At 75.2% G+C, this 21,210-nt stretch carries 19 protein-coding genes; 5 read left to right on the top strand and 14 right to left on the bottom strand.

The features are described 5' to 3' along the window. Nucleotides 1–16: 16 nt before the first annotated feature. The 8 genes from ACI79B_RS16455 to ACI79B_RS16420 form a co-directional block, all read right to left on the bottom strand. The gene (locus tag ACI79B_RS16455) at nt 17–1,609 is read right to left on the bottom strand and encodes a methyl-accepting chemotaxis protein (protein WP_456927651.1); all 1,593 of its coding nucleotides are present in this window, start codon (nt 1,607–1,609) and stop codon (nt 17–19) included. Nucleotides 1,610–1,914: 305 nt separating this feature from the next. Beyond that, nucleotides 1,915–2,655, bottom strand: a complete 741-nt coding sequence (gene otsB / locus ACI79B_RS16450) for a trehalose-phosphatase (RefSeq protein WP_456927652.1) — start codon at nt 2,653–2,655, stop codon at nt 1,915–1,917. After that, a complete protein-coding gene (locus ACI79B_RS16445) occupies nt 2,652–4,043 on the bottom strand; it encodes an alpha,alpha-trehalose-phosphate synthase (UDP-forming) (RefSeq protein ID WP_456927653.1) in 1,392 nt (463 codons plus the stop codon). The genes otsB and ACI79B_RS16445 overlap by 4 nt, the downstream gene beginning before the upstream one ends. Nucleotides 4,044–4,117: 74 nt before the next feature. Then, nucleotides 4,118–4,468, bottom strand: coding sequence for a fluoride efflux transporter FluC (locus ACI79B_RS16440; protein WP_456927654.1), 351 nt, complete (start codon nt 4,466–4,468; stop codon nt 4,118–4,120). After that, on the bottom strand, nt 4,465–4,836 hold the full coding sequence (locus ACI79B_RS16435) for a fluoride efflux transporter FluC (RefSeq protein ID WP_456927655.1): 372 nt from the start codon (nt 4,834–4,836) through the stop codon (nt 4,465–4,467). Before ACI79B_RS16435 ends, ACI79B_RS16440 begins: the two co-directional genes overlap by 4 nt. A gap of 150 nt (nt 4,837–4,986) precedes the next feature. Further along, nucleotides 4,987–6,747, bottom strand: coding sequence for an N-acetylglutaminylglutamine synthetase (ngg, locus tag ACI79B_RS16430; RefSeq protein WP_456927656.1), 1,761 nt, complete (start codon nt 6,745–6,747; stop codon nt 4,987–4,989). A gap of 11 nt (nt 6,748–6,758) precedes the next feature. Further along, nucleotides 6,759–8,540: an N-acetylglutaminylglutamine amidotransferase gene (locus tag ACI79B_RS16425; protein WP_456927657.1), complete on the bottom strand. Its 1,782-nt coding sequence runs from the start codon at nt 8,538–8,540 to the stop codon at nt 6,759–6,761. Nucleotides 8,541–8,669: 129 nt separating this feature from the next. Beyond that, entirely contained in the window at nt 8,670–10,196 is a 1,527-nt protein-coding gene (locus tag ACI79B_RS16420) for a S8 family serine peptidase (RefSeq protein WP_456927658.1), read from the bottom strand. Nucleotides 10,197–10,335: 139 nt separating this feature from the next. On the opposite strand from ACI79B_RS16420, the gene ACI79B_RS16415 reads away from it, so the two are divergent. Then, the gene (locus ACI79B_RS16415; RefSeq protein ID WP_456927659.1) at nt 10,336–11,007 is read left to right on the top strand and encodes a hypothetical protein; all 672 of its coding nucleotides are present in this window, start codon (nt 10,336–10,338) and stop codon (nt 11,005–11,007) included. Nucleotides 11,008–11,071: 64 nt separating this feature from the next. Here the strand turns inward: ACI79B_RS16415 and ACI79B_RS16410 are convergent, their stop codons facing one another. Genes ACI79B_RS16410 through ACI79B_RS16395 form a run of 4 tightly spaced genes read right to left on the bottom strand, consistent with a single transcriptional unit; the run spans nt 11,072 to nt 14,870 of the window. Then, a complete protein-coding gene (locus ACI79B_RS16410; protein WP_456927660.1) occupies nt 11,072–11,830 on the bottom strand; it encodes an iron ABC transporter ATP-binding protein in 759 nt (252 codons plus the stop codon). After that, complete coding sequence (locus ACI79B_RS16405) at nt 11,827–12,834, bottom strand: iron chelate uptake ABC transporter family permease subunit (RefSeq protein ID WP_456927662.1); 1,008 nt, start codon at nt 12,832–12,834, stop codon at nt 11,827–11,829. Before ACI79B_RS16405 ends, ACI79B_RS16410 begins: the two co-directional genes overlap by 4 nt. Continuing rightward, a complete protein-coding gene (locus ACI79B_RS16400) occupies nt 12,824–13,843 on the bottom strand; it encodes an ABC transporter permease (RefSeq protein WP_456927663.1) in 1,020 nt (339 codons plus the stop codon). The genes ACI79B_RS16405 and ACI79B_RS16400 overlap by 11 nt, the downstream gene beginning before the upstream one ends. 16 nt (nt 13,844–13,859) lie before the next feature. After that, on the bottom strand, nt 13,860–14,870 hold the full coding sequence (locus ACI79B_RS16395; RefSeq protein WP_456927664.1) for a siderophore ABC transporter substrate-binding protein: 1,011 nt from the start codon (nt 14,868–14,870) through the stop codon (nt 13,860–13,862). A 134-nt stretch (nt 14,871–15,004) separates the two neighbouring features. Between ACI79B_RS16395 and ACI79B_RS16390 the strand changes: the two genes are divergently transcribed. Next, the gene (locus ACI79B_RS16390; RefSeq protein WP_456927665.1) at nt 15,005–15,997 is read left to right on the top strand and encodes an aldo/keto reductase; all 993 of its coding nucleotides are present in this window, start codon (nt 15,005–15,007) and stop codon (nt 15,995–15,997) included. Between the two features lie 40 nt (nt 15,998–16,037). On the opposite strand, the gene ACI79B_RS16385 is transcribed toward ACI79B_RS16390, so the two are convergent. Then, a complete protein-coding gene (locus ACI79B_RS16385; protein WP_456927666.1) occupies nt 16,038–16,847 on the bottom strand; it encodes a PaaX family transcriptional regulator C-terminal domain-containing protein in 810 nt (269 codons plus the stop codon). A 63-nt stretch (nt 16,848–16,910) separates the two neighbouring features. On the opposite strand from ACI79B_RS16385, the gene ACI79B_RS16380 reads away from it, so the two are divergent. Continuing rightward, on the top strand, nt 16,911–17,276 hold the full coding sequence (locus ACI79B_RS16380) for a hypothetical protein (protein WP_456927667.1): 366 nt from the start codon (nt 16,911–16,913) through the stop codon (nt 17,274–17,276). Then, entirely contained in the window at nt 17,269–17,742 is a 474-nt protein-coding gene (locus ACI79B_RS16375) for a hypothetical protein (RefSeq protein WP_456927668.1), read from the top strand. Before ACI79B_RS16380 ends, ACI79B_RS16375 begins: the two co-directional genes overlap by 8 nt. Before the next feature lie 4 nt (nt 17,743–17,746). On the opposite strand, the gene ACI79B_RS16370 is transcribed toward ACI79B_RS16375, so the two are convergent. Further along, nucleotides 17,747–18,553, bottom strand: coding sequence for a hypothetical protein (locus tag ACI79B_RS16370; RefSeq protein WP_456927669.1), 807 nt, complete (start codon nt 18,551–18,553; stop codon nt 17,747–17,749). Between the two features lie 118 nt (nt 18,554–18,671). Here ACI79B_RS16370 and ACI79B_RS16365 point away from each other — a divergent pair, with 118 nt between their 5' ends. Then, nucleotides 18,672–21,077 (top strand): SpoIIE family protein phosphatase, encoded by a 2,406-nt coding sequence (locus ACI79B_RS16365; RefSeq protein WP_456927670.1) that lies wholly within the window; start codon nt 18,672–18,674, stop codon nt 21,075–21,077. Nucleotides 21,078–21,210: the final 133 nt, after the last annotated feature.

The raw sequence follows: 21,210 nt of genomic DNA, 5'->3' as shown, positions 1-21,210 counted from the left end.
GGGTCTCAGTGGGGCTTCAGTGGGTGAAGCGGCTGACGCTGGTGCGCAGGCCGGCGGCCATGCGGGACAGCTCGTCGACGGCGGTGCGCGTCTGGGTCAGCGCCTGGGTGGTGGAGTCCGCCGCGGCCGAGACGCCGGAGATGTTGTCGGCGATCTGCCCCGAGCCCTGCGCGGCCTCGGCGACCGACCGGGACATCTCGCCCGTGGTCGCCGTCTGCTCCTCGACGGCGGAGGCGATGGTGGTCTGCCGGTCGGAGATCTGGGCGACGATCTGGCTGATCTCACCGATCGCCGCGACGGCGGCGCCGGTGTCCTTCTGGATCGCCTCGACGCGGCGGGCGATGTCCTCGGTGGCCTTCGCGGTCTCCTGCGCGAGCTCCTTGACCTCGTTGGCGACCACGGCGAAGCCCTTGCCGGCCTCCCCGGCCCGGGCGGCCTCGATGGTGGCGTTGAGCGCCAGCAGGTTGGTCTGCTCGGCGATGCTGGTGATCACCTTGACGACGTTGCCGATCTCGGCCGACGAGTCGCCCAGCTTGGCCACGGTCGCCGTCGTCGTCTCCGCCGCCGTGACCGCGCGGGCGGCCACCGCCGACGCCTCCGCGGCGTTGGTCGCGATCTCGCGGATCGAGGCGCCCATCTGCTCCGCGCCCGCCGCGACCGTCTGCACCGACCGGGACACCTCGTCCGCGGCCGCCGCGACCACGCCGGACTGCGCCGACGTCTCGCCGGCCGAGGCCGAGATCTGCGCCGAGGACGCCGACAGCTCCTCGCTGGAGGCCGCCACCGCGTCCGCGGAGGCCGCCACGGCGTCGAGCACCTCGCGCAGGTTGCCCTGGGCGCGGTCCAGGGCGTCGGCCATCCGGCCGACCTCGTCACGGGACCGGATGCCGGTGCTGCGGGTCAGGTCGCCCTGCGCCAGCGCCTCGAGGGAGGCCTGGACCGTCCGCACCGGCCGGATCACCGAGCGGGCGGTCAGCCAGCTGAGCAGGACCAGCAGCAGGAAGCCCAGCCCGGCGACGACGAGGGCGATCGTCTCGTAGCGGGAGACGGTGTCCTGCAGCTCGTCCTGGGCCGCCTCCGCCTCGGTCTCCAGCGTGTCCTCGGCGGTGCCGACGGCGGCGTCGGTGAGGTCGTTGGCGGCCTGGATGTCCTCCCAGCGCACCCGCGCGCCGGCCTGGTCGGCCACGGCGCCGTTCACGAAGACGGTGATCGCGTCGGTGTAGTCGCCGTAGGTGTCCTGCAGCGCGGCGACCGCGGCGGCGCTGTCCCCGGTCAGCTCGATCCCGTCGAGCTCGGCGAGCAGCTCCCGCGGGGTGGCGACGTCGTCGGCGAGCTCGGCCAGCTGCTCGGCCGGGTCCTCGCGGACGATCGCCTTGAACCCGTCGACCTTGAGCTCGCTGGCCCGGGTGTCGAGCTGGAGCACCAGAGCCTGCGCGTCCGCCAGCGCCTCGGCGCGCTCCTGGGCGTCGCGGACGGCGGCGTTGCCGAGCAGCGTCGCGCCGAGCAGCCCCCCGAGCGACAGCGTGCCGACGGCGACCAGCGCGCCGAACTTGACGGACAGCGGGCGGTCGGCGAACCAACCGGCACGCGGGCGGGATGCGGCGTTCACGAGAGCCTCCTGGGCTTCCTGTGCACGCTGCGACGGATGTGACGGGCGTGCAGCAGGAATGGTGGCGGCGGCCGGTGCCCGCGCCCGCTTGCCAGAAACGCCCCGGGACGGATCGTTGCGGAAGAGGCGGTGACCACCCGCGGCGCCGTCGCCGAGTCGACGCACGTCGGCGGTGACCGGCCGGCTCGGCGGGCGTCCGCGCTGGTCGGATCGGGGGAGGGGCGCCGTGTCGACCCGCCGCGGGCGGTGACCGCGCGACGGGGGAGCGGTCGTCCCGGACCGCGGCGCGACGCGCCGCGGCGGGGTCAGGCGAGCAGGTCGCCGAGCAGCCGGAGGACGGCGAGGGCGGCGCCCGGGTCGGCCACCCGCTGCGTCGCGGCCGTCTCGCCCTCGCCGACCTTGACGCCGAGGTCGTCCGGGCCGAGGGAGCGGAAGACGTCCTCGTCGGTGCGGTCGTCCCCGAGATAGACGACGGCGGCGGCGCCGAGCTCGGTGCGCAGCCGGCGCACGGCGCTGCCCTTGTCGGCATCCACGAGGACGAGCTCGAGCACCGCCTTGCCCGGCTTCTTCGTCAGTGACGGATCCGCGATCGCATCCGCGGACTCCAGCAGCGCGGTGGCCGCGGCCGGGTCGGGGACCTGCCGGACGTGGACGGCCACGCTGGCGGGCTTGACCTCCAGCCGCGCCCCGGGGACGGCGGCCACCAGCGGGGCGAGCTGCCCGGCGAGGACGTCCCGGCGGCCGGCCAGGTCGCCGGTGAGCGGACCGTCGAACTCGGCGCCGTGGCTGCCCACCCAGCGGTAGGGACCGGTGAGGCCGCTGACCGTCCGCAGGTCCTCGAGCCCGCGGCCGCTGACCAGCGCCACGGTCACGCCGTCGGCGGCGGCGATCCGGGCGAGGGCCTCGGCCGTGCCGGGGGAGGGGACCGCCGCGCTCGGGTCGCCGACCAGCGGGGCCAGCACGCCGTCGTAGTCGGAGGCGACCAGCAGCGGACGGCGGGCGGCGACCGCCGCCAGCGCGGCCGCCGTCGCCTCCGGGACGCTCACGCCTGGGCGCGCAGGGCGTCGAAGAAGGACGACGCCCAGTGGTCGAGGTCGTGCTTGGCGAGGTACCGGCGCATGGCGCGCATCCGGCGGGCGCCCTCGTCCGGCTCGATCCGCAGCGCGCGCAGCAACTGGTTCTTCACGCCGGCGATGTCGTGCGGGTTGACCAGGAACGCCTGCTTGAGCTCGGCGGCGGCGCCGGCGAACTCGGACAGGACGAGCGTGCCGCCGAGGTCGCCACGGGCGGCCACGTACTCCTTGGCCACCAGGTTCATGCCGTCGCGGTAGGGCGTCACCAGCATGACGTCGGCCGCGCGGTAGAGGGCGGCGAGCTCCTCGCGGGGCATCGACTGGTTGAAGTAGTGCACCGCCGGGCCGCCGATGGAGCCGAAGACGCCGTTGATGTGGCCGACCTGCTGCTCGATCGTCTCCCGCATGTGCACGTAGTGCTCGACGCGCTCGCGGCTGGGCGTGGCCACCTGGACCATGACCGTCCCGGGCACCTCCACCGCGCCGTCCTCGAGCAGCTCCTGGAAGGCGTTGAGCCGGACGCTGATGCCCTTGGTGTAGTCCAGCCGGTCGACGCCCAGGATGATCTTGTCGGGTTTGCCGAGCTCCGCGCGGATCTCCGCGGCCCGGCTGACCACCTCCGGCGAGGAGGCCAGCTCGTCGAAGGCGGCGACGTCGATGGAGATGGGGAAGGCCCGCGCGGTCACCGTGCGCCCGTCGTAGTCGACCGTCGCGCCGCGGGTGGGCAGCTCGTGCAGCCGGCGGGCCAGCTGGACGAAGTTCGCCGCCGCGCTCGGCCGCTGGAAGCCGACCAGGTCCGCGCCCAGCAGCCCCTCGACGATCGCCGACCGCCACGGCAGCTGGGTGAACAGCTCGTAGGGCGGGAACGGGATGTGCAGGAAGAAGCCGATCGTGAGGTCGGGCCGGCGCTGCCGGAGCATCGCGGGCACCAGCTGCAGCTGGTAGTCGTGCACCCAGACGATCGCGCCCTCGGCGGCCACCTCCGCGGTCCGCTCGGCGAAGCGCTTGTTGACCTGCACGTAGGTGTCCCACCAGGTGCGGTGGTACTCCGGCTTCTCGACCACGTCGTGGTAGAGCGGCCACAGCGAGGCGTTGGACATGCCCTCGTAGTAGCGGTCGACCTCCTCCTCCGAGAGCTCGACGGGGATCAGCGACATCCCGCCGGACTCGAAGGGCTCGGGCGCCTCGCCGGCCGAGCCGGACCAGCCCACCCACGCGCCGCCGCGGCCGGCGACGAAGGGCTCGAGCGCGGTCACCAGGCCGCCGGGGCTGCGCTGCCAGCGGGTCGTCCCGTCGGGGTCGGTCACCTGGTCGACCGGCAGCCGGTTGGCCACCACGACGACGGGACTGTCCGTCCCCACGTCTCCCGCGCCTGTCCTGGCCATACGCCGTCGACCCTACTGAGACGCCGCGGCCACGTCACCCGCAGGCCGGATCAGCGGGCCAGGACGTACCCGGCGGCCGCGGCCCCGAGGCCGAGCACCAGCGTGGCCGCGAGGTACCCGGCCGCCCGGGCGAGGGCGCGCTCCTCCACCAGCCGGACGACGTCGGCGCCGAAGCTGGAGAAGGTGGTCAGCGTCCCGCAGAAGCCGGTGCCGACGAGGGCGACCACCGCCGCGGGCGCGTCGCCGAGGCCGAGCAGCACGCCGAGCACGGCGGAGCCCGCGACGTTGACCGCCAGGGTGCCGACCGCGGGGTCCCGGCCCGCCCGGCCCGCGAGGCGGACCGCCAGCAGCCGCAGCGGCGCACCGACCAGCGCGCCGGCCGCGACCAGCAGCGGCGTCACGGTCTCCGCCGCCGCACCGCGAGCAGGCCGGCGGCCGTGGCGAGCACCCCGCCGAGGACCGAGACGAGCACGTAGCCCGTGGCGAGCGGGACCCGGCCGGCGCCGGTCAGCTCGACGACCTCGACGGCGAACGCAGAGTACGTCGTGTAGCCGCCGAGCACGCCGACGGCGAGGAACGGCCGCACCCACGCCGGCTCCGGGCCCGTGGTGAGCAGGCCGAGCAGGACGCCCATCAGCAGGCAGCCGGTGAGGTTGACCAGCAGCGTGGCCCAGGGCCACCCGGCGCCGGGGGAGGGGAGCGCCTCGGCGACGCCCCACCGCGCCAGCGCCCCCAGCGCCCCGCCGGCCGCCGCCAGCAGATAGGCCACTCGCACCCTCCTCGACGACGTCCTCGCTCACCTGCGCGCGTCCTGGCTCACCGCAACGCGTCCTGGCTCACGGTCGGCGGTGAGCCAGGACGCAGCACGATCAGGTCACCTGATCATGCGCAGCACCGGCGTCACGACGCGGCACCGGCGTCACGGGCGGCGGCGGGTCTCGGGGAACAGCAGGTCGACGAAGCGGGCGGCAGTGGGCTGCGGCTCGTGGTTGGCCAGCCCCGGGCGCTCGTTGGCCTCGACGAACACCGCGTCGGGGCCCTCGACGTCGGGGACGAGGAAGTCGACGCCGGTCACCGGGATGCCGATCGCCCGGCTGGCCCGCACCGCCGCCTGACCGATCGCCGGGTGCAGCCGGTCGGTGACGTCCTCGATGGTGCCGCCGGTGTGCAGGTTCGCCGTCCGCCGCACGCGCAGCCGCTGCCCGTTGGCCAGGACGTCGTCCATCGCGTACCCGGCCGCCCGGACGACCTCGGTGGTGACGTCGTCCAGCGGGATCCGCGACTCGCCGCCGGTGGCCCGCTCCCGCCGCCGGCTGGTCTCGCGGACCAGTTGGGCCACGGTGCTGCGGCCGTCGCCGACGACCTCCGCGGGCTTGCGCACCGCCGCGGCGACCACCTCGTGGTCGATGACGACGACGCGCACGTCCTCGCCGTCGACGAGCTCCTCGACGAGCACGTCCGGGCAGAACAGCCGCGCGGCGTCGACGGCCCGGCCGAGCTCCTCCTCGCTGGCCACGCCCACGGTGATGCCCTTGCCCTGCTCGCCGCGGGCGGGCTTGACCACCAGCTCCCCGGCCTCGCCCAGCAGCTGGCGGGCGGGGCCGAGGTCGTCCGCGGGCACGGTCACGCCGCGGGGCACGCGCACCCCGGCGGCCTCGACGATGCGGCGGGTGACCCGCTTGTCGTCGCAGCGGCTCATGGCGACGGCGGTGGTGAACTCCGACAGCGACTCGCGGGTCAGCACCCGGCGCCCGCCGAGGGACAGCTGCATCTCGCCGAACTCGGCGTCGGTCACCTGGACGCGGATCCCCCGCCGCAGCGCCTCATCGGCGATGATCCGCGCGTAGGGGTTGAGCTGGGTCAGACCGGGAGGGCGGGCGGCGAACAGCGGCGTGTTGATCGGGTTCTTGCGCTTGACGCACACCGCGGGCGCGCGCACGAAACCGAGCTTGCGGTAGAGCGCGATCGCGCCCTTGTTGTCGTGCATGACCGAGAGGTCGACGTAGGAGCGGCCGCGGCCGACGTACCGCTCGGCCAGCACCCGGACCAGCGCCTCACCGGTGCCGGGCGGCGCGCTCTGCCCGTCGACGGCGAGGCACCACAGGCTGGTGCCGCTCTCCGGGTCGCCGAACGCCAGCACGTGGTCGACGCCGGTGACCGTGCCGACGATGCGGGAGGTCCGGGTGTCCTCGGCGACGAGGTAGGTGAAGGCGCGGGTGCGGTGGTTGGCCCACATGGTCTCGGGGTCGCCGGTGACCATGCCGTTGCGGGCGTAGATCTCGTTGATCGCCACCATGTCCTCCAGCGAGGTCACCGTGCGGACGAAGACGCCGCGGATGAGCTCGGGCCGGGGCCGGTAGCGGTAGAGGTCCAGCCGGTAGGTGTAGCTGGGGTCGATGAACAGCTCGTCGGGGGCGAGGCCGACGAGGACGTGCGGGTCGCGGGCGTAGATGCAGATGTCGCGCTGCCCGCTCTCCTCGGCGCGCAGCGCGGCGAGGATGTCGCGCATCTCGGTGAACGTCTGGCCGAAGACCAGGCGCCCCCACGCCAGGTCGAGCACGACGTCGGCGGCCATGCCCTCGAGCTGGTGCTCGGAGGGCGTGGTCCAGTTGCGTCCGGTGAGGTCGGGGGTGCCGGCCACCGCGGTGCGGCGGCGGTGCCCGGCGAGCCGGGGTGCCACGGTGCGCCTCCTCAGACCCCGTGGTTCTGCAACCACAGCTCCAGCAGGCCCAGCTGCCAGAGCTTGTTGCCGCGCAGCGGCGTGAGCTCCCCGTTGGGGTCCTCGAGCAGCCGGGACACGTACTCCGGGCGGAACAGGGCCCGCTCCCGCGCCGCCTCGCTGGACAGCGCGTCCTTCACCAGGCCGAGCACCTTGCCCTCGAGGTGGGTGATCGCCGGCACCGGGAAGTAGCCCTTGGGCCGGTCGATGACCTCCGGCGGGATGATCCGGCGGCCGATCGCCTTGAGCACGCCCTTGCCGCCGTCGGCGAGCTTGAGCTCGGGCGGGCACTGGGCCGCGAGCTCCACCAGGTCGTGGTCGAGGAAGGGCACCCGGGCCTCCAGGCCCCACGCCATGGACATGTTGTCCACCCGCTTGACCGGGTCGTCGACGAGCATGACCTCGCTGTCCAGCCGCAGGGCGGCGTCGACGGCGGTCTGCGCGCCGGCGCGGGACATGTGGTCGCGGACGAACTCCAGGCTCGGGTCGCCGTCGAGGGCGTACCGCTCGCCGACGAGCGCCCGCATGTCGTCGGCGCCGCGGTCGAAGAACGCCGCCGCGTAGCGCTCGACGGCCTCCCCCCGCTCGACGCCGGCCAGCGGCGGGTACCAGTGGTAGCCGGCGAACACCTCGTCGGCGCCCTGGCCGGACTGCACCACCCGGATCGACTGGCTGACCCGCTCGGACAGCAGGTCGAAGGCGACGACGTCGTGGCTGACCATCGGCTCGGCCATCGCGCCGATGGCGTGGCCGAGCGCCGCGGCCAGCTCGTCGGAGGACACCCGGATGCGGTGGTGGTCGGTGCCGAACCGCTCGGCGATGACGTCGGAGTAGCGGAACTCGTCGCCCGCGTGGCCGCCGACGGTCTCGAAGCCGATCGAGTAGGTGGCCAGGCCGCTCTGCCCCTCCTGGGCGAGCAGGCCGACGATCAGGCTGGAGTCCAGGCCGCCGGACAGGAGCACGCCGACCGGGATGTCGGAGACCAGGCGGCGGCGGACGGCGACCCGCAGCGCCTCCTCGATCGCGTCCTCCCAGTCGCGGTTCGACCAGCCGGAGTGCTCGGGACGCCGCTCGTAGGTGGGCTCCCAGTAGCGGTGCTCGCGGCTGGTGCCGTCGGCCTCGATGACCCGCACGGTGGCCGGCGGCAGCTTGCGCACGCCGTTGAGCAGGGTGCGCGGCGCCGGGACGACGGCGTGCCAGGTCAGGTAGTGGTGCAGCGCGACCGGGTCGATGGAGGTGTCGACGTCGCCCGCGCGGAGCAGGGCCGGCAGCGAGGAGGCGAACCGCAGCCGGCCCGGCGTCTCGGCCAGGTACAGCGGCTTGATGCCCAGCCGGTCGCGGGCCATGACCACGCGGCCGGTGTCCCGCTCGTGGATGACCACGACGAACATGCCGTGCAGGTGGTCGACGAAGTCCAGGCCCCAGTGGTGGTAGCCCTTGAGCAGGACCTCGGTGTCGCTGGTGGAGAAGAAGCGGTAGCCGTGGCCCTCGAGCTCGGCGCGCAGCTCCTTGTAGTCGTAGATGCAGCCGTTGAAGACGGCCTCGAGGCCCAGCTCGCTGTCCACCATGGGCTGGGAGCCGCTGGGGGAGAGGTCGATGACCGACAGCCGGCGGTGGCCGAACGCCACCCGGCCGGCGCTCCACTGGCCCTGGCCGTCGGGCCCGCGGGGGACCAGCGCCTCGACCATCCGCGCCACCGCGGTGGTGTCGGCCAGGGAGCCGTCGAACCTGATCTCGCCGGAGAGGCCGCACATGGGGTCGATCCAACCCCAGCCCGACGATCATCGCGACGCGATCGGCGGAGTTCACAGGAAGGTCACACGGCCCGGTTCCACGTGGAACCGGGCCGTGTCGGGCGGAGGCGGTGCGCCGCCCAGTGCGGATCAGCCGCGCGGCTTGCCCGGCTTGCGGGCGTGCGTGCCGGTCGCCGCCGGCGTCGTGCCGGTCAGTGCCCGGACCGCCGCGACGACGTCGACCAGGCCGGTGCCCTTGTCGAACGACGTCGTGTAGCCACCGACCGCGGTGTAGGCCGCGCCGTCGGTGTAGCGGTAGGCCGTCGACTTCAGCGCGGCCTCGACCTCGGCCGGGGTGGCCGTCGGATCGGCCTGGAACAGCTGGGCGACGATGCCGGCGATGTGCGGCGCGGCCATCGAGGTCCCGCTGATGGTGTTGAACGTGCCGATGTCGAGCGGGCCGGGGCCGTTGCGCGGGTCGAGGCCGGTGCCGCAGATCGGCAGCGTCAGCCGGCAGGCCGAGGTGATGTTCTCACCGGGCGCGGAGAGGTCCGGCCAGGTCGAGGGGTCGGCCGAGGCGCCGCGCGAGGAGTACTCGCTGACCACGCCGTCACGGGTGCCGGTGTCCTGGTCGTAGTAGGAGGCCACCGAGAGGATGCCGCCGGTCGGGTCCTGGCCCGGCGGGTTGGTCAGCGACGTCGAGCCGTCACCGCCGTCGTTGCCGGCGGCCCAGACGGTGACCACGCCCTCAGCGGCCAGCGCCCGCTGCAGCTTCACCGTCGCCGAGTTCGGGTCGAACTCCCCGCCGCCGGAGGGGCCGTAGGAGTTGTTGGTGACCCTGATCGGCGGGCACTCGGCGGCCGGGACGTCGGCGCCGCAGGGGTGCTCGTGGTTCTCCAGCACCCAGTTCAGCGCCGAGTCGGCGCCGACGATGAGCAGCACCGCGCCGGTGCCGATCGACACCAGGCTCGCGCCGGGCGCCGCGCCCTGCAGCCGGCCGCCGTCGGTCAGCGTGGTGGGCCGGCCGGCGACGATGCCGCTCACGTGGGTGCCGTGCCCGCCGGCCGCCAGGGTGTCGGTGTCGACGACGCCGGGGACCGGGACCACGCAATCGGAGGAGGTGTTGGTCTCGACCAGGCAGACGCTCTTGAGGTTGGCGACGACGGCGCTGCTGCCGTCGGCCTCACGGAAGTAGGGGTGCGTGGGGTCGACGCCGGAGTCGATGACGGCGACCGAGACGCCGCTGCCGTCGAGCGGCTGGCCGTTGGCGCCGGTGAACGTGGTGATCGCCTCGGCGCCGCGGGTGGCGGTGTTGGAGGTCTCCTGGCTGAACTCGATCGGGGTGTTGCCCTCGAGGTAGACGACGCCGGGCTCGCTGCGCGCCGCCTCTACCTGCGCGGCCGTCCCGCGGGCGACCACGACACCGATCCGCTCGAACTCGGTGACCGTCCGCATCCCGGTGGCAGCGACCGCGTCCCGCGCGGCCTGCGCGTCGGTGCCGTGCACCAGGACGACGGTCGGGTCGGCGCCGGCCAGGCCGGCCAGCTGGTCGGCCAGGAAGTCCTGGACGGGGGCGAGCGGGCCCGGGGCGGCTTGGGCGGGGGAGGCCAGGAGCGCGCCGGCGAGCAGCGCGGCCAGGCTCCCTCCCCCGAGGACGCGGCGGGACGACCGGTTCATGGGCTCTCCTCTTCGAGGGCAGGTCGGTGCGACCTGAGGAAACGAGCGGGTGCGACGACGGTCACGCCGGCGCGACACCCGGGCGTGTCGTCGGGTTCCGGGTACCGGGGGCGCCGCGCCCGTCCGTCAGGGTGGGGGCGTGTACGACGACCCACCCGGAGAGGCGCCCTGGGCGATGCAGCTGGTGGCGCGCGTGGAGCGGGTCGAGCCGCCGGCCCGGACGGCCGTCTGCGAGGCCGCGGCGACGGCGGTCGTGCGCCTGCTCGCCGACGACCGGGCGCTGCCGGGTGGGGAGTGGGAGCCGCTGGTCCGCCGCTGGACCGACGGGGCGATCCGCAAGCACTGCCGGCGGGCCAGGGGAGTGGCCTGGGAGCGGGTCGGGACCCTCCCGGGCGTGACCGCCGCGGTGGCCGGCGCCGAGGTCCGTGCCCTGGTGCCGGGACCGACCGACGCCATCCCCCCGGAGGTCGCGAAGCTACAGCTGACCGGCAGCGAGCTCGACGACCCCGGCGCCCGGCCGGCGGTCGACCCGGAGCCGGGCGGCCCGCTCGTCGTCTCGGTCTGCCCGGAGCCGTTCCTCCCGCTGGGGAAGGCGGCCGCGGCCTGCGGTCACGCCGCGCAGCTGTCGGCGATGCGGATGCCCGACGGGCGGTTCGACGCGTGGGCGGCCACCGGCTTCCCGGTGGTGGTCGAGCACCCCGACGTCGCGCGGTGGACGGCGCTGCGGCCGCGGGCGGACGTCGAGGTGGTCGACGCGGGCTTCACCGTGGTCGACCCGGGGACCAGCACGTCCCTCGCCCGCTGGGCGTAGCCGGGTGTCGACCTGCTGTCCCCTCCCGCGCGGGGAGACGACAGCAGGTCGACACCGCGCGCGCTCAGCCGTAGTAGAGGGCGACCGGCCGGCCGTCGATCTCGCGGACGTCGACGGTGGTGTCGTAGACGGCCGCCAGCACCTCGGGACGCATGACGTCGCGGGCGGGGGCGTCCGCGACGACGGCGCCGTCCCGCATGGCCACGATGCGGTCGGCGTGGGCCGCCGCGGAGTTGACGTCGTGCAGCACGGTGACGACCCGCTTGCCGAGTTCGTCGGCCATCGTCCGGACCAGCCGCATGATCTCGCCCATGTGCCGCAGGTCGAGGTTGTTGAGCGGCTCGTCGAGCAGCACGTACTCGGTGTCCTGGGCGAGGACCATCGCGATGAACGCCCGCTGGCGCTGACCGCCGGAGAGCTCGTCGAGGAAGCGGTGCCGGTAGGGGTCGAGTTCCAGGTAGGCGATCGCCCGGTCGACGTGCTCGCGGTCGGCGACGGTGAGCCGGCCCCGCGAGTGCGGGAAGCGCCCGAACCCCACGAGGTCGGAGACGGTCAGCCGGGCGGTGACGTGGTTGTCCTGGCGCAGCACGGCCAGGCGCCGGGCCAGCTCCTGCGACGGCGTCGTCGCGACGTCGAGGCCGTCCACCGTCACCCGGCCGGCGTCGGGCCGGACCAGGCGGCCGACGAGGCCGAACAGCGTCGACTTGCCCGCGCCGTTGGGGCCGATGAGCGCCGTCACCCCCTCGCCGCCGACGCGGATCGTGACGTCGTCGACCACCGTCTGGCCGCCGTAGCGCTTGGTGACGCCCTCGAGCGCGATCACCGCGCCCCCTTCCGCAGGACGAGGTACAGGAAGAACAGGCCGCCGGCGAAGTCGACGACCGTGGAGAGGGTGCCGCCGAAGCCGAGCACCCGCTCCAGGACCAGCTGGCCGCCGAGCAGGCAGACGACGCCGAGGAGCACCGCCGTGGGCACCGTCCAGACGTGCCGGAACGAGCCCGCCCACGAGTAGGCGAGGTTGGCGACGACCAGGCCGAAGAACAGGATCGGCCCGACCAGCGCCGTCGACGCCGCGACCATCACCGAGACGACCAGGAACAGGGTCATCACCACGCGCCGGTGGTCGACGCCCAGGCCCACGGCGGCCGGCTCGCCGAGGGTCAGCACGTCGAGGGTGCGCAGCAGCGGCACGACGACCGCGCAGCCGAGGACGACCAGCGCCGCGGTGAGCGACAGCAGCGTCTCGTCGGGCCGGGTCAGGGAGGCGAAGAACGCGTCGGAGAGCACCTGGAAGTCCAGGGGGTCCAGCATCCGCTGCATCCACTCGCTGAGGGCGCGGAAGAAGGTGCCCAGCACGACGCCGACCAGCAGCATCAGGTGGATCGAGCGCCGCTTCCCGCCGAACAGCCAGGTGAACAGGACGGCGCTGAACCCGACCATGACCGCCACCTGCACCGCCCAGAGGACGAGCGGGTCGGCCGCCAGGAACGCCGCGGACCCGGCGGCGAAGACGACGACGGTCGAGATCAGCACGTAGAACGCGTCGAACCCCATGATCGACGGGGTGAGGACGCGGTTCTGCGTGATCGTGTGGAAGACGACCGTCGACACCCCGACCGCCGCCGCGACGACGACCATCGCGGCCACCGTCAGGCCGCGCTTCTCCAGCGCGTAGGCCAGCGAGCCGGGGACGTCGGTGACCAGGTAGAGCGCGGCCAGGACGACCGCGACGGCGCCGAGCACGGCCAGGCGGGCCGCGGGCCCGGCCCGGCGCACGCGCACCGCCGCGCGGGGGCGGACCGTCGTCGGCGCGGGGTCAGTGAGCACGGCTCCCCCTCCGCAGCAGCAGCCAGAGGAACAGCACCGCGCCGACGATGCCGACGACGACCGACAGCGGGATCTCGTAGGGGAAGCGCAGGACCCGCGCCAGGATGTCGCAGGCGACGACGAACACGGCCCCGAGCGCGGCGACCCACGGGATCGCGCGGCGCACGTTGTCGCCGATCAGCAGGCTGACGACGTTCGGGACGACGAGGCCGAGGAACGGGACCAGCCCCGCGGTGACGAGCACCGCCGCGGTGATCACCGCGACGACGACCATCCCGACGGCTACGACGCGGCGGTGGTCCAGTCCCAGGTTGGTCGCGAACTCCTCGCCGAGACCGATGACGCTGAACCGGTCGGCGGCCAGCCAGGCGACGACGACCATCACGCCGGCGATCCACACGAGCTCGTACCGGCCTTGCACGACGCCGGCGAAGCTGCCCTGCGCCCACTGCCCGAGGGACTGCAGCAGGTCCAGGCGGTAGGCGACGAACGTCGTCACCGCGCCGACGACGCCGCCGAGCACGATGCCGACCAGCGGGACGAGCACGAGCTGGCGAACCGGCACCGCCCGCACCACCCGCAGGAACACCCAGGTGCCGAGGAGGCCGAACACCGCGGCGGCGACCGTCTTGCCGGCCACGGCCAGCCCCGGCAGGAACACCGTCGTCACGAGCATGCCGAGCGTGGCGAACTCGGTGACGCCGGTGGTGCTCGGCTCCACGAACTTGTTCCGCACGAGCATCTGCATGATCAGCCCGGCGATGCCCAGCGAGGCGCCGGCGAGGACCAGCGCCACGGTGCGCGGGATCCGGCTGGCCACGAGCAGGAACGCCGCGGTGCCGTCGGACCCGCCGGTGAGCACCGACAGCGGGGAGACGTCGGAGACGCCGATGGACAGGCTCGCGACCGCGAGGCCCGCGAGCAGCACGCCGACGAGCACCCCCACGCCGGTGCGCCGGGGGCGCGCCGGGGCGGGGGTGCCCGTCCGGCCCGTGTCGAGTGCCGTCACGGAGGAGGTGCGGGACTCAGCCGGCGATCTGCAGGACGTCGTCGATCATGATCCGGGTGGTGTCGATGCCCCCGAAGACGACGTACCAGGCGACCGGGTCGAGGTAGTGGATCTGGCCCCGCTGGGCGGCGGTCGTCCGCGCGACGACGTCGTTGTCGAGCACCGCCGCGGCCGCCTGCGCGCCCTCCTCGCCGGTGGCGGCGTCGCGGTCGACGACCCACAGGTGGTCGGGGTCCGTCTCGAGCAGGAACTCGAAGGAGACCGGCTCGCCGTGCGTGGCGGCCTGGATGTCGTCGACGACGGGCTGCACGCCGAACGCGTCGTAGATCAGCCCGCCGCGCGCGCCGCGGGCGTCCGCGCCCTCGCGGGCCGGGGCCATCGCGCTGAGCTCGCCGCCGGAGACCATGAGGCCCAGGCCGGTGCCCGCGTCGGCGGTGGCGGCCCGCGCCTCCTCGATCCCCGCCTCGAGGTCGGCGACGGCCGCGGCTGCCTCGTCCTCCGCGCCGAGCACCTCGCCGAGGAAGGTGGCGTTGCGCTCGAGGGTCTCCGTGTAGGAGCCGCGCAGGCTCAGGTCGACCGTCGGGGCGATCTCGCTGAGGTCCTCGTACAGGGCCGCGGAGCGGCCGCCGATGACGATGAGGTCGGGCTGCTGCGACTCGATCTCGACCAGGTCGGCCTCGAACAGGGTGCCCGCGTCGAAGGCGTCGTCGGCCAGGTACTGCTGCAGGTGGTCGGGCACCGAGTCCAGCGGGGCGCCGGCGACCTCGCCGCCCAGTGCGCCGATCGTGTCGAGGCTGGCCATGTCGAAGACGACGATCCGCTCGGGGTCCACCGGGACCTCGACCGTCGTCTCCTCGTACTCCGGCTCCTGGTCCTCGGCGGCGGTGTTCCGGTCCCACGTCCAGGTGACCGTCCCGGCGTCGGTCGCGGCCTCGGCCACCGGCTCGTCGGACGAGCACGCGCCGAGCGCGAGGACCGTGGCGAGGGACAGGGAGGCGGCCGACAGCGGCCGGGTCGCGGTGCGCATCGTTCTCCTGCTCATGGGTAGGTCAGGCTGCCCTCAGTAAGGCTGGCCTAACCTGCCACAGCCCGCAGAGCAACGGAACGGCGGGGTCCCCTGACCCCTGGTTGCCCCCGTCCGCCGGCGGGCAGGAGCGGCGCATGCAGACACGCACCCTCGGGTCCCTGTCCGTCCCCGCCATGGGGCTGGGCTGCATGGGGATGAGCGAGTTCTACGGCACCGGTGACCAGGCCGAGGCCGAGCGCACCATCCAGCGGGCCCTCGACCTCGGCGTCACCTTCCTCGACACCGCGGACATGTACGGCCCGTTCACCAACGAGCGGCTGGTCGGCAAGGCGATCGCCGGCCGCCGGGACGAGGTGGTGCTGGCCACCAAGTTCGGCAACGAGCGCGGCGAGGACGGCTCGTTCCGCGGGATCAACGGCACGCCCGACTACGTGCGGCGGGCCTGCGACGCCTCGCTCGAGCGGCTCGGCGTCGACGTCATCGACCTCTACTACCAGCACCGGGTGGACACCACCGTCCCGGTCGAGGACACCTGGGGCGCGCTGGCCGAGCTGGTCCACGCGGGCAAGGTGCGCACCGTCGGGATCTCCGAGGCCGCCCCGGAGACCATCCGCCGGGCGCACGCCGTCCAGCGGGTGACCGCCGTGCAGACCGAGTACTCGCTGTGGAGCCGCGATCCCGAGGAGAACGGCGTCCTGGCCACCTGCGCCGAGCTCGGCATCGGGTTCGTCGCCTACTCGCCGATCGGCCGCGGCTTCCTCTCCGGGCAGATCCGCAGCGTCGACGACCTCGCGCCCGACGACTTCCGCCGGCACAACCCGCGGTTCCAGGGCCAGGCGTTCGAGCAGAACCTGCGCCTGGTCGACCGGGTGCGGGAGATCGCCGACGAGAAGGGCGTGACGGCGTCGCAGCTCGCGCTGGCGTGGGTGATGGCGCAGAGCGACCGCGGGGGCAACCCGGGCGTGGTGCCGATCCCGGGCACCAAGCGGGTGCGCTACCTGGAGGAGAACGCCGCGGCCGCCGACGTCGAGCTCTCCGACGGCGACCTGCGCCGGCTCGACGAGGCCGCCCCGGTCGGCGCCGCGGTCGGCGACCGCTACCCGGACATGTCCGGCGTCCACCGGTGAGGGCCCGTCCCGCCTCCCGCGCGCGGGCGGCGGGACGGCCTCAGGCGGCGCGGGCCGTGGGGGAGGAGAGGACCTCGGCGACGTGGGCGCGGGCGGCGGCGGCCAGCCGGGCGCCGACGTCGGCCCACGCGTCGCGGACCTCGCGCGCCGGCCACGCCTCCGGCTGCAGCGCCGGAGGCAGCAGCGGGTCGCCGGTGAGCACCGCCCGCACCTCCGCGCGCAGCTGCAGGTGGCACCCGAGCGCGGCCGGGCCCTCGGGTGGAGCACCGGCGACCCCGCGCAGCCGGTCGAGCACGCGCACCCAGGCGGCGCCGAGCCGGGGGAGGTCCCAGCAGCGGGCGGCCAGGTCGGCGTCGGACAGCCGCGGGTCGGCCACCTGCGCGGTGAGCAGGTCCAGCCGGGAGGTGCGCTCGCCGGCCAGCTCGGCGCGCACCTCCTCCAGCGCGACGGCGTGCGGCGACACCCACGTGGCCGGCGCCAGGGGGCCGAAGCCGGCGCGGGCCAGCGCGCGCCGCACCCGCTCGCGGGCCGCGCGGTCGGTCTCCGGGACGCCGTAGACGACCATCCGCCACGCGCCGTCCCACGGGCCCAGCCGCCGCCGGACCCGCTCGTCGCGGGCGGCGACCGCCGCGCGCAGCGCCGCGGTCGGGGCGAGCAGCGTCTCCCGCCCGCGCCGGGACGCGGTCAGCCAGCCGGCGCGGCGCAGTGCCGACGTGGCGACCCGCGTGCTCGGCTCGGCCACCCCGCACGCCGCGAGGAAGCCGACCAGGGCCTGCAGCGGCACCGGGTCGCCGGTGACGGCGTCCAGGTGCTCGGTGCACAGGTCCACCAGCAGGTCGCGGACGGTCATGACCCCATGCCTACCCCGCGCCCGGTCCCGGCTCCCCCGGACGGCGCGCGATCATGGGAGGCGATGAACGCCCTCCTCGTCTGGTCGGCCACGGCGGTGGCCCTGCTGGTCGCCCTCGCCGGCCTGGCGTCCACCCTCGCCCGCCGGCGCATCGGCCTGCTGCACCTGGCCGGCGCCGCGGTGCTCGAGGTGCTGCTCGTCGTCCAGGCGGTGGTGGCGGCGGTGGCGCTGGCGGGCGGGCAGCGGCCCCCGGAGACGGCGACGTTCGTCGGCTACCTGGCCGGTGTCGTCCTGCTGCCGGTGGCCGGGGTGCTGTGGTCGCGCACCGAGCCCAGCCGCTGGGCGGGGACGGTGCTGGCCGTGGCGTCGCTGGTCACCGCGGTCATGGTGTGGCGGCTGGTGCAGCTCTGGGAGGCCCCGGGTGCCTGAGCGGGACGCGCGGGGCACGGCGCCGGGCGGGACCGCCGCCGGGCCGGGCCGGGTCCTGGTGGCCGTGTACGCGGTCTTCGCGCTGGCCGCCGGTGCGCGCGCCGGCGTGCAGCTGGCCACCCGCTTCGACGAGGCGCCGGTGGCCTACCTGCTGTCGGCGCTGGCCGCGGTGGTCTACCTGGTCGCCACGGTGGGGCTGGCCCGCGGCGGGCGGGCGGGACGGCGGACCGCCGTCGTCGCGTGCTCGGTGGAGCTGGCCGGCGTGCTGGTCGTGGGCGTGCTGTCGCTGGTGGACCGGGCGGCCTTCCCCGACGAGACGGTGTGGTCGGCGTTCGGCCGCGGCTACGGGTTCGTGCCGCTGGTGCTGCCGGTGCTCGGCCTGCTGTGGCTGCGCCACCAGGCCGAGGTGGCGGCGGGGGAGGAGGCGGCCGGGACCGTCCCCGAGGACGGTCCCGGCCGGTCCTGAGCGGTCAGAAGTCGCCGCCCCCGAAGTCGCCGCCGAAGTCCCCGCCGCCGAAGTCCCCGCCGCCGTCGTAGCCGCTGTCGGCCCCGCCGGCGAAGTCGGCGCCGGGGTCGCCGCCGTAGCCGCCGTCGGAGGCCGCGTAGTCGCCCCCGCCGTCCCCGCCGCCGTCGCCGGCCCCGGCGCCGTCCTGGTAGCCCTCGGCGTAGGCCTCCTCGTCGCCGCCGCCGAACAGGCCGCTGTCACCGAGGCCCGTGTCGAACAGCGCGTCGGCGACCGCCGTCCCGACGACGAGGCCGCCGATGGTGCCGAGCATGCTGCCGCCGATCGAGCCGGCGAAGCCGCCCATGCCGCCCATCCGGGGCCCGTAGCCGCCGCCGTAGCCGTACCCGCCGCCCCCGTAGCCGGGTCCGCCGCCGAAGCCGCCGAAGGTCCGCTCGAGGAACCCCGGCTGGCGGAGCTCGGCGCGGGTGGCGACCCGGGCGAGGGTCTGGGCGTCGTCGCTGCGGGGGCGCTCGGACGCCGGCACGCCGGCCGCGAGCTGGGTGAGCACCTCCTGCCGCTGCTCCGGTGTGAGCTGGGCGAAGGCCTCCGCGTGCGCCTGCTCGATCTGGTCCGGCGGCGCGGTCTTGAGCAGGTAGCGGTAGCGCTCGATGGCCTGCTGGTCGGTCAGCGGGCGGTCCCCGGAGGCCCGCGGGGCGGCGGGCGGGCGCGGTGCTGCGGGCGGTGCGGCCGGTGTGGCGTAGCCGTCGTAGCCCCCGTAGGCCGGGGGTTCCGGCGCGCGGCGCCGGCCGAGGAGCCGGTCGAGCAGTCCCATGGCGTCTCCCTCCCGAGTGGTCCTCGGAGGGGTGCCCATGAGGGCGCCGGGCACACCTGTCCGGGCTGGTCACCTGGCGCACGGGCGCCCGGCCTGGGACAGCAGTTAGATTCGTTGCGTGCGACCGGACGGGAACCGACCGCGGGAGGAGCAGGGGCCACCGCCCGGCCTGCTGCCCGGCATCGGCGGCCCGACCGACGCGCCGTCCGGCGACGGCATCCCCCCGCGCACCCGCGCCGTCATGGCCGAGGCGACGGCGCCCACCGGGGACGGCGCCGGCGACCGGCAGGCCGGCATCGTCAGCGCCGCCACCGCCGTCGTCTCCGGGCACCGCGGGGCCCACTCCGCCTCCACGGCCCTGCCCGCGGTCCTGGCCGACGTCCCGGTCGCGGTCCTGCTCATCGACCAGGAGTCGGGCGCGGTCACCTACGCGAACACCGCCGCGGTCGAGATGGCCGGCAACGTCCGCCTCCCGGTCGACGTCGACACCTGGGGCGCGTCGGCCGGCCTCACCGACCTCGGCGGCGCGCCGCTCGCGCGCACCAGCGGCCCCCTGTCGCTGGTCGCCCAGGGCCAGCCGGTCACCGGCGAGGCGGTGCGGCTCTCGCCGGGCCGCAGCACCGACGCCGGCCGGGCCCGGGAGGACGACGGCGACGCGGACCGGCTGCTGTGGGTGACCGGCTTCCCGCTGTCGCAGCCGGGCAGCCGGCAGCAGCTGTCGCTGGTGGTGCTGCTGGAGGTCGAGAAGGCCGGCGGCGGGGACGCCGACGCCGAGCTGCAGGCGCTGCGCGAGCGGGCCGTGGTGGCCACCGACATCGCGTTCACCATCACCGACCCCCGCCAGCCGGACAACCCGCTGGTCTGGGTCAACCCGTCGTTCACCCGGATCACCGGGTACTCCTACGAGGAGTCGGTGGGCCGCAACTGCCGCTTCCTGCAGGGCCCCAGCACCGACCGGGCGACCGTCGAGCAGATCCGCGCGGCGCTGCGGGCGCGGGAGGCGGTCACCGTCACGCTGCTCAACCACCGCCGCGACGGCACCGCCTTCTGGAACCAGCTCGCGATCAGCCCGGTGTTCGACGGCGACGGCGAGCTGGTCAGCTTCGTCGGCGTGCAGACCGACGTCACCGAGCGGGTGCGGGTCGAGGCCGAGCGGGAGGCCGCCTTCGCCGCCGAGCAGGCGGCCCGGCAGGAGGCCGAGCTCGCCCGGTCGGTCGCGGAGCAGGCCCAGCGCGACGCCGAGCAGGCGCAGCGCGACGCCGAGGGCGCCCAGGCCCGGCTCGCGCTCATGGCCGAGGCCACCAGCGCGCTGATCGCCACCCTCGACATCGCCGACGTGCTCGACCGGCTGGCCGCCCTGTGCGTGCCGCAGCTGGCCGACTGGACGGTCATCACGCTCGTCGACGAGTCCGGCGAGGTCCGCGAGCTGGTCTCCCGCGACCGCGAGCACCAGCGCACCGACCTGCGCCGCTTCGACGCCGGGCACGCCCTCCGGCTGCCGCCGGACTCGCCGAGCCAGCGCAGCATCACCACCTCGCGCGCGGTCCTGGTCGAGCGGCTGTCCGAGCGGCTGGACGACGCCACCGCCTCCCCGGTGGCCCGGGAGATCGCCGGGCGGCTGGGCGCTGCGTCGGCGCTGAGCGCACCCCTGGTGGCCCGCCGCCGGACCCGCGGGGCGATCACGCTGGTGCGCACCTCGCCGGAACGCCCGTTCACCCCCGACGACGTCGGGCTGGTCGAGGACCTCGCCCGCCGGGCGGCCCTGGTCATGGACAACGTGCGGCTCTACCAGCAGGAGCACGCCGTCGCCGACACGCTGCAGCGGTCCCTGCTGCCGGACCTGCCGGAGATCCCCGGGCTCGAGGCCGCCGCGCACTACGTCAGCGCCTCGACCGCGGCCGACGTCGGCGGGGACTTCTACGACCTGCTGCAGCTGCCCGACGGGTCGGTCGGGATGGTCGTCGGCGACGTCGTCGGCCACGACGTCGCCGCGGCCGCCGCGATGGGGCACCTGCGCGGGTTGATCCGCGCCTGCCTCTGGGACGCCCCCGATCCGTACCCGAGCACGGTGCTCACCCGCGTGGACCGGCTGGTGCAGGGCCTGCGGGTCGCCTCGCTCGCGACGATGGCCTACCTGCGCGCCCTCCCGCCGGACGGGCCGGGTGGCGCCTGGACCGCGCAGCTGGCCAACGCCGGCCACCCACCGCTGCTCCTGCGCTCACCCGACGGGTCCGTGACGCCGGTCGACGGCGTGACCGGCCTGCTGGTCGGCGTCGACGCCGGCGCCGAGCGGCGGACGCGGACCCTGCGGCTGCCGCCGGGCTCCACGGTGCTCGCCTACACCGACGGGCTGGTGGAGACCCCCGGCTCGGACCTCGACCAGGGCATCGCGGCGCTGGTGGAGCGGCTGTCGGCCACCCCGGCCGACGCCTCGCCCCGCGACCTGTGCGACGCCGCGGTCAGCGGCACCCTCGACGGCCGCGACGACGTCGCGCTCATCGCCGTCCGCTTCGGCGCGACCTGATCCCGCGGGGGGGGTCGGTCAGCCCCCGTCGACCTCCACGAACCCGTAGCGGCCGCGGTGGAACAGGAGCGGACGGCGGCCGGGGTCCGCGCCGAGGTCCAGCACCCGGGCCGCGACGATGGTGTGGTCGCCG

The sequence above is a fragment of the Geodermatophilus sp. SYSU D00879 genome (assembly GCF_054050375.1).
Note: the sequence above shows the minus strand (reverse complement) of the source record. Positions and strands in the feature narration are given on the sequence as shown.

Bases quoted from the DNA above. Each gene is read 5' to 3' on its own strand.
- ACI79B_RS16425 (WP_456927657.1), bottom strand. From the start codon at position 8,540: ATGTGCGGCCTCTCCGGCGAGATCAGGTTCGACGGCTCCCTGGCCGAC.
- ACI79B_RS16420 (WP_456927658.1), bottom strand. From the start codon at position 10,196: ATGAACCGGTCGTCCCGCCGCGTCCTCGGGGGAGGGAGCCTGGCCGCG.
- ACI79B_RS16395 (WP_456927664.1), bottom strand. From the start codon at position 14,870: ATGCGCACCGCGACCCGGCCGCTGTCGGCCGCCTCCCTGTCCCTCGCC.
- ACI79B_RS16390 (WP_456927665.1), top strand. From the start codon at position 15,005: ATGCAGACACGCACCCTCGGGTCCCTGTCCGTCCCCGCCATGGGGCTG.
- ACI79B_RS16385 (WP_456927666.1), bottom strand. From the start codon at position 16,847: ATGACCGTCCGCGACCTGCTGGTGGACCTGTGCACCGAGCACCTGGAC.
- ACI79B_RS16380 (WP_456927667.1), top strand. From the start codon at position 16,911: ATGAACGCCCTCCTCGTCTGGTCGGCCACGGCGGTGGCCCTGCTGGTC.
- ACI79B_RS16370 (WP_456927669.1), bottom strand. From the start codon at position 18,553: ATGGGACTGCTCGACCGGCTCCTCGGCCGGCGCCGCGCGCCGGAACCC.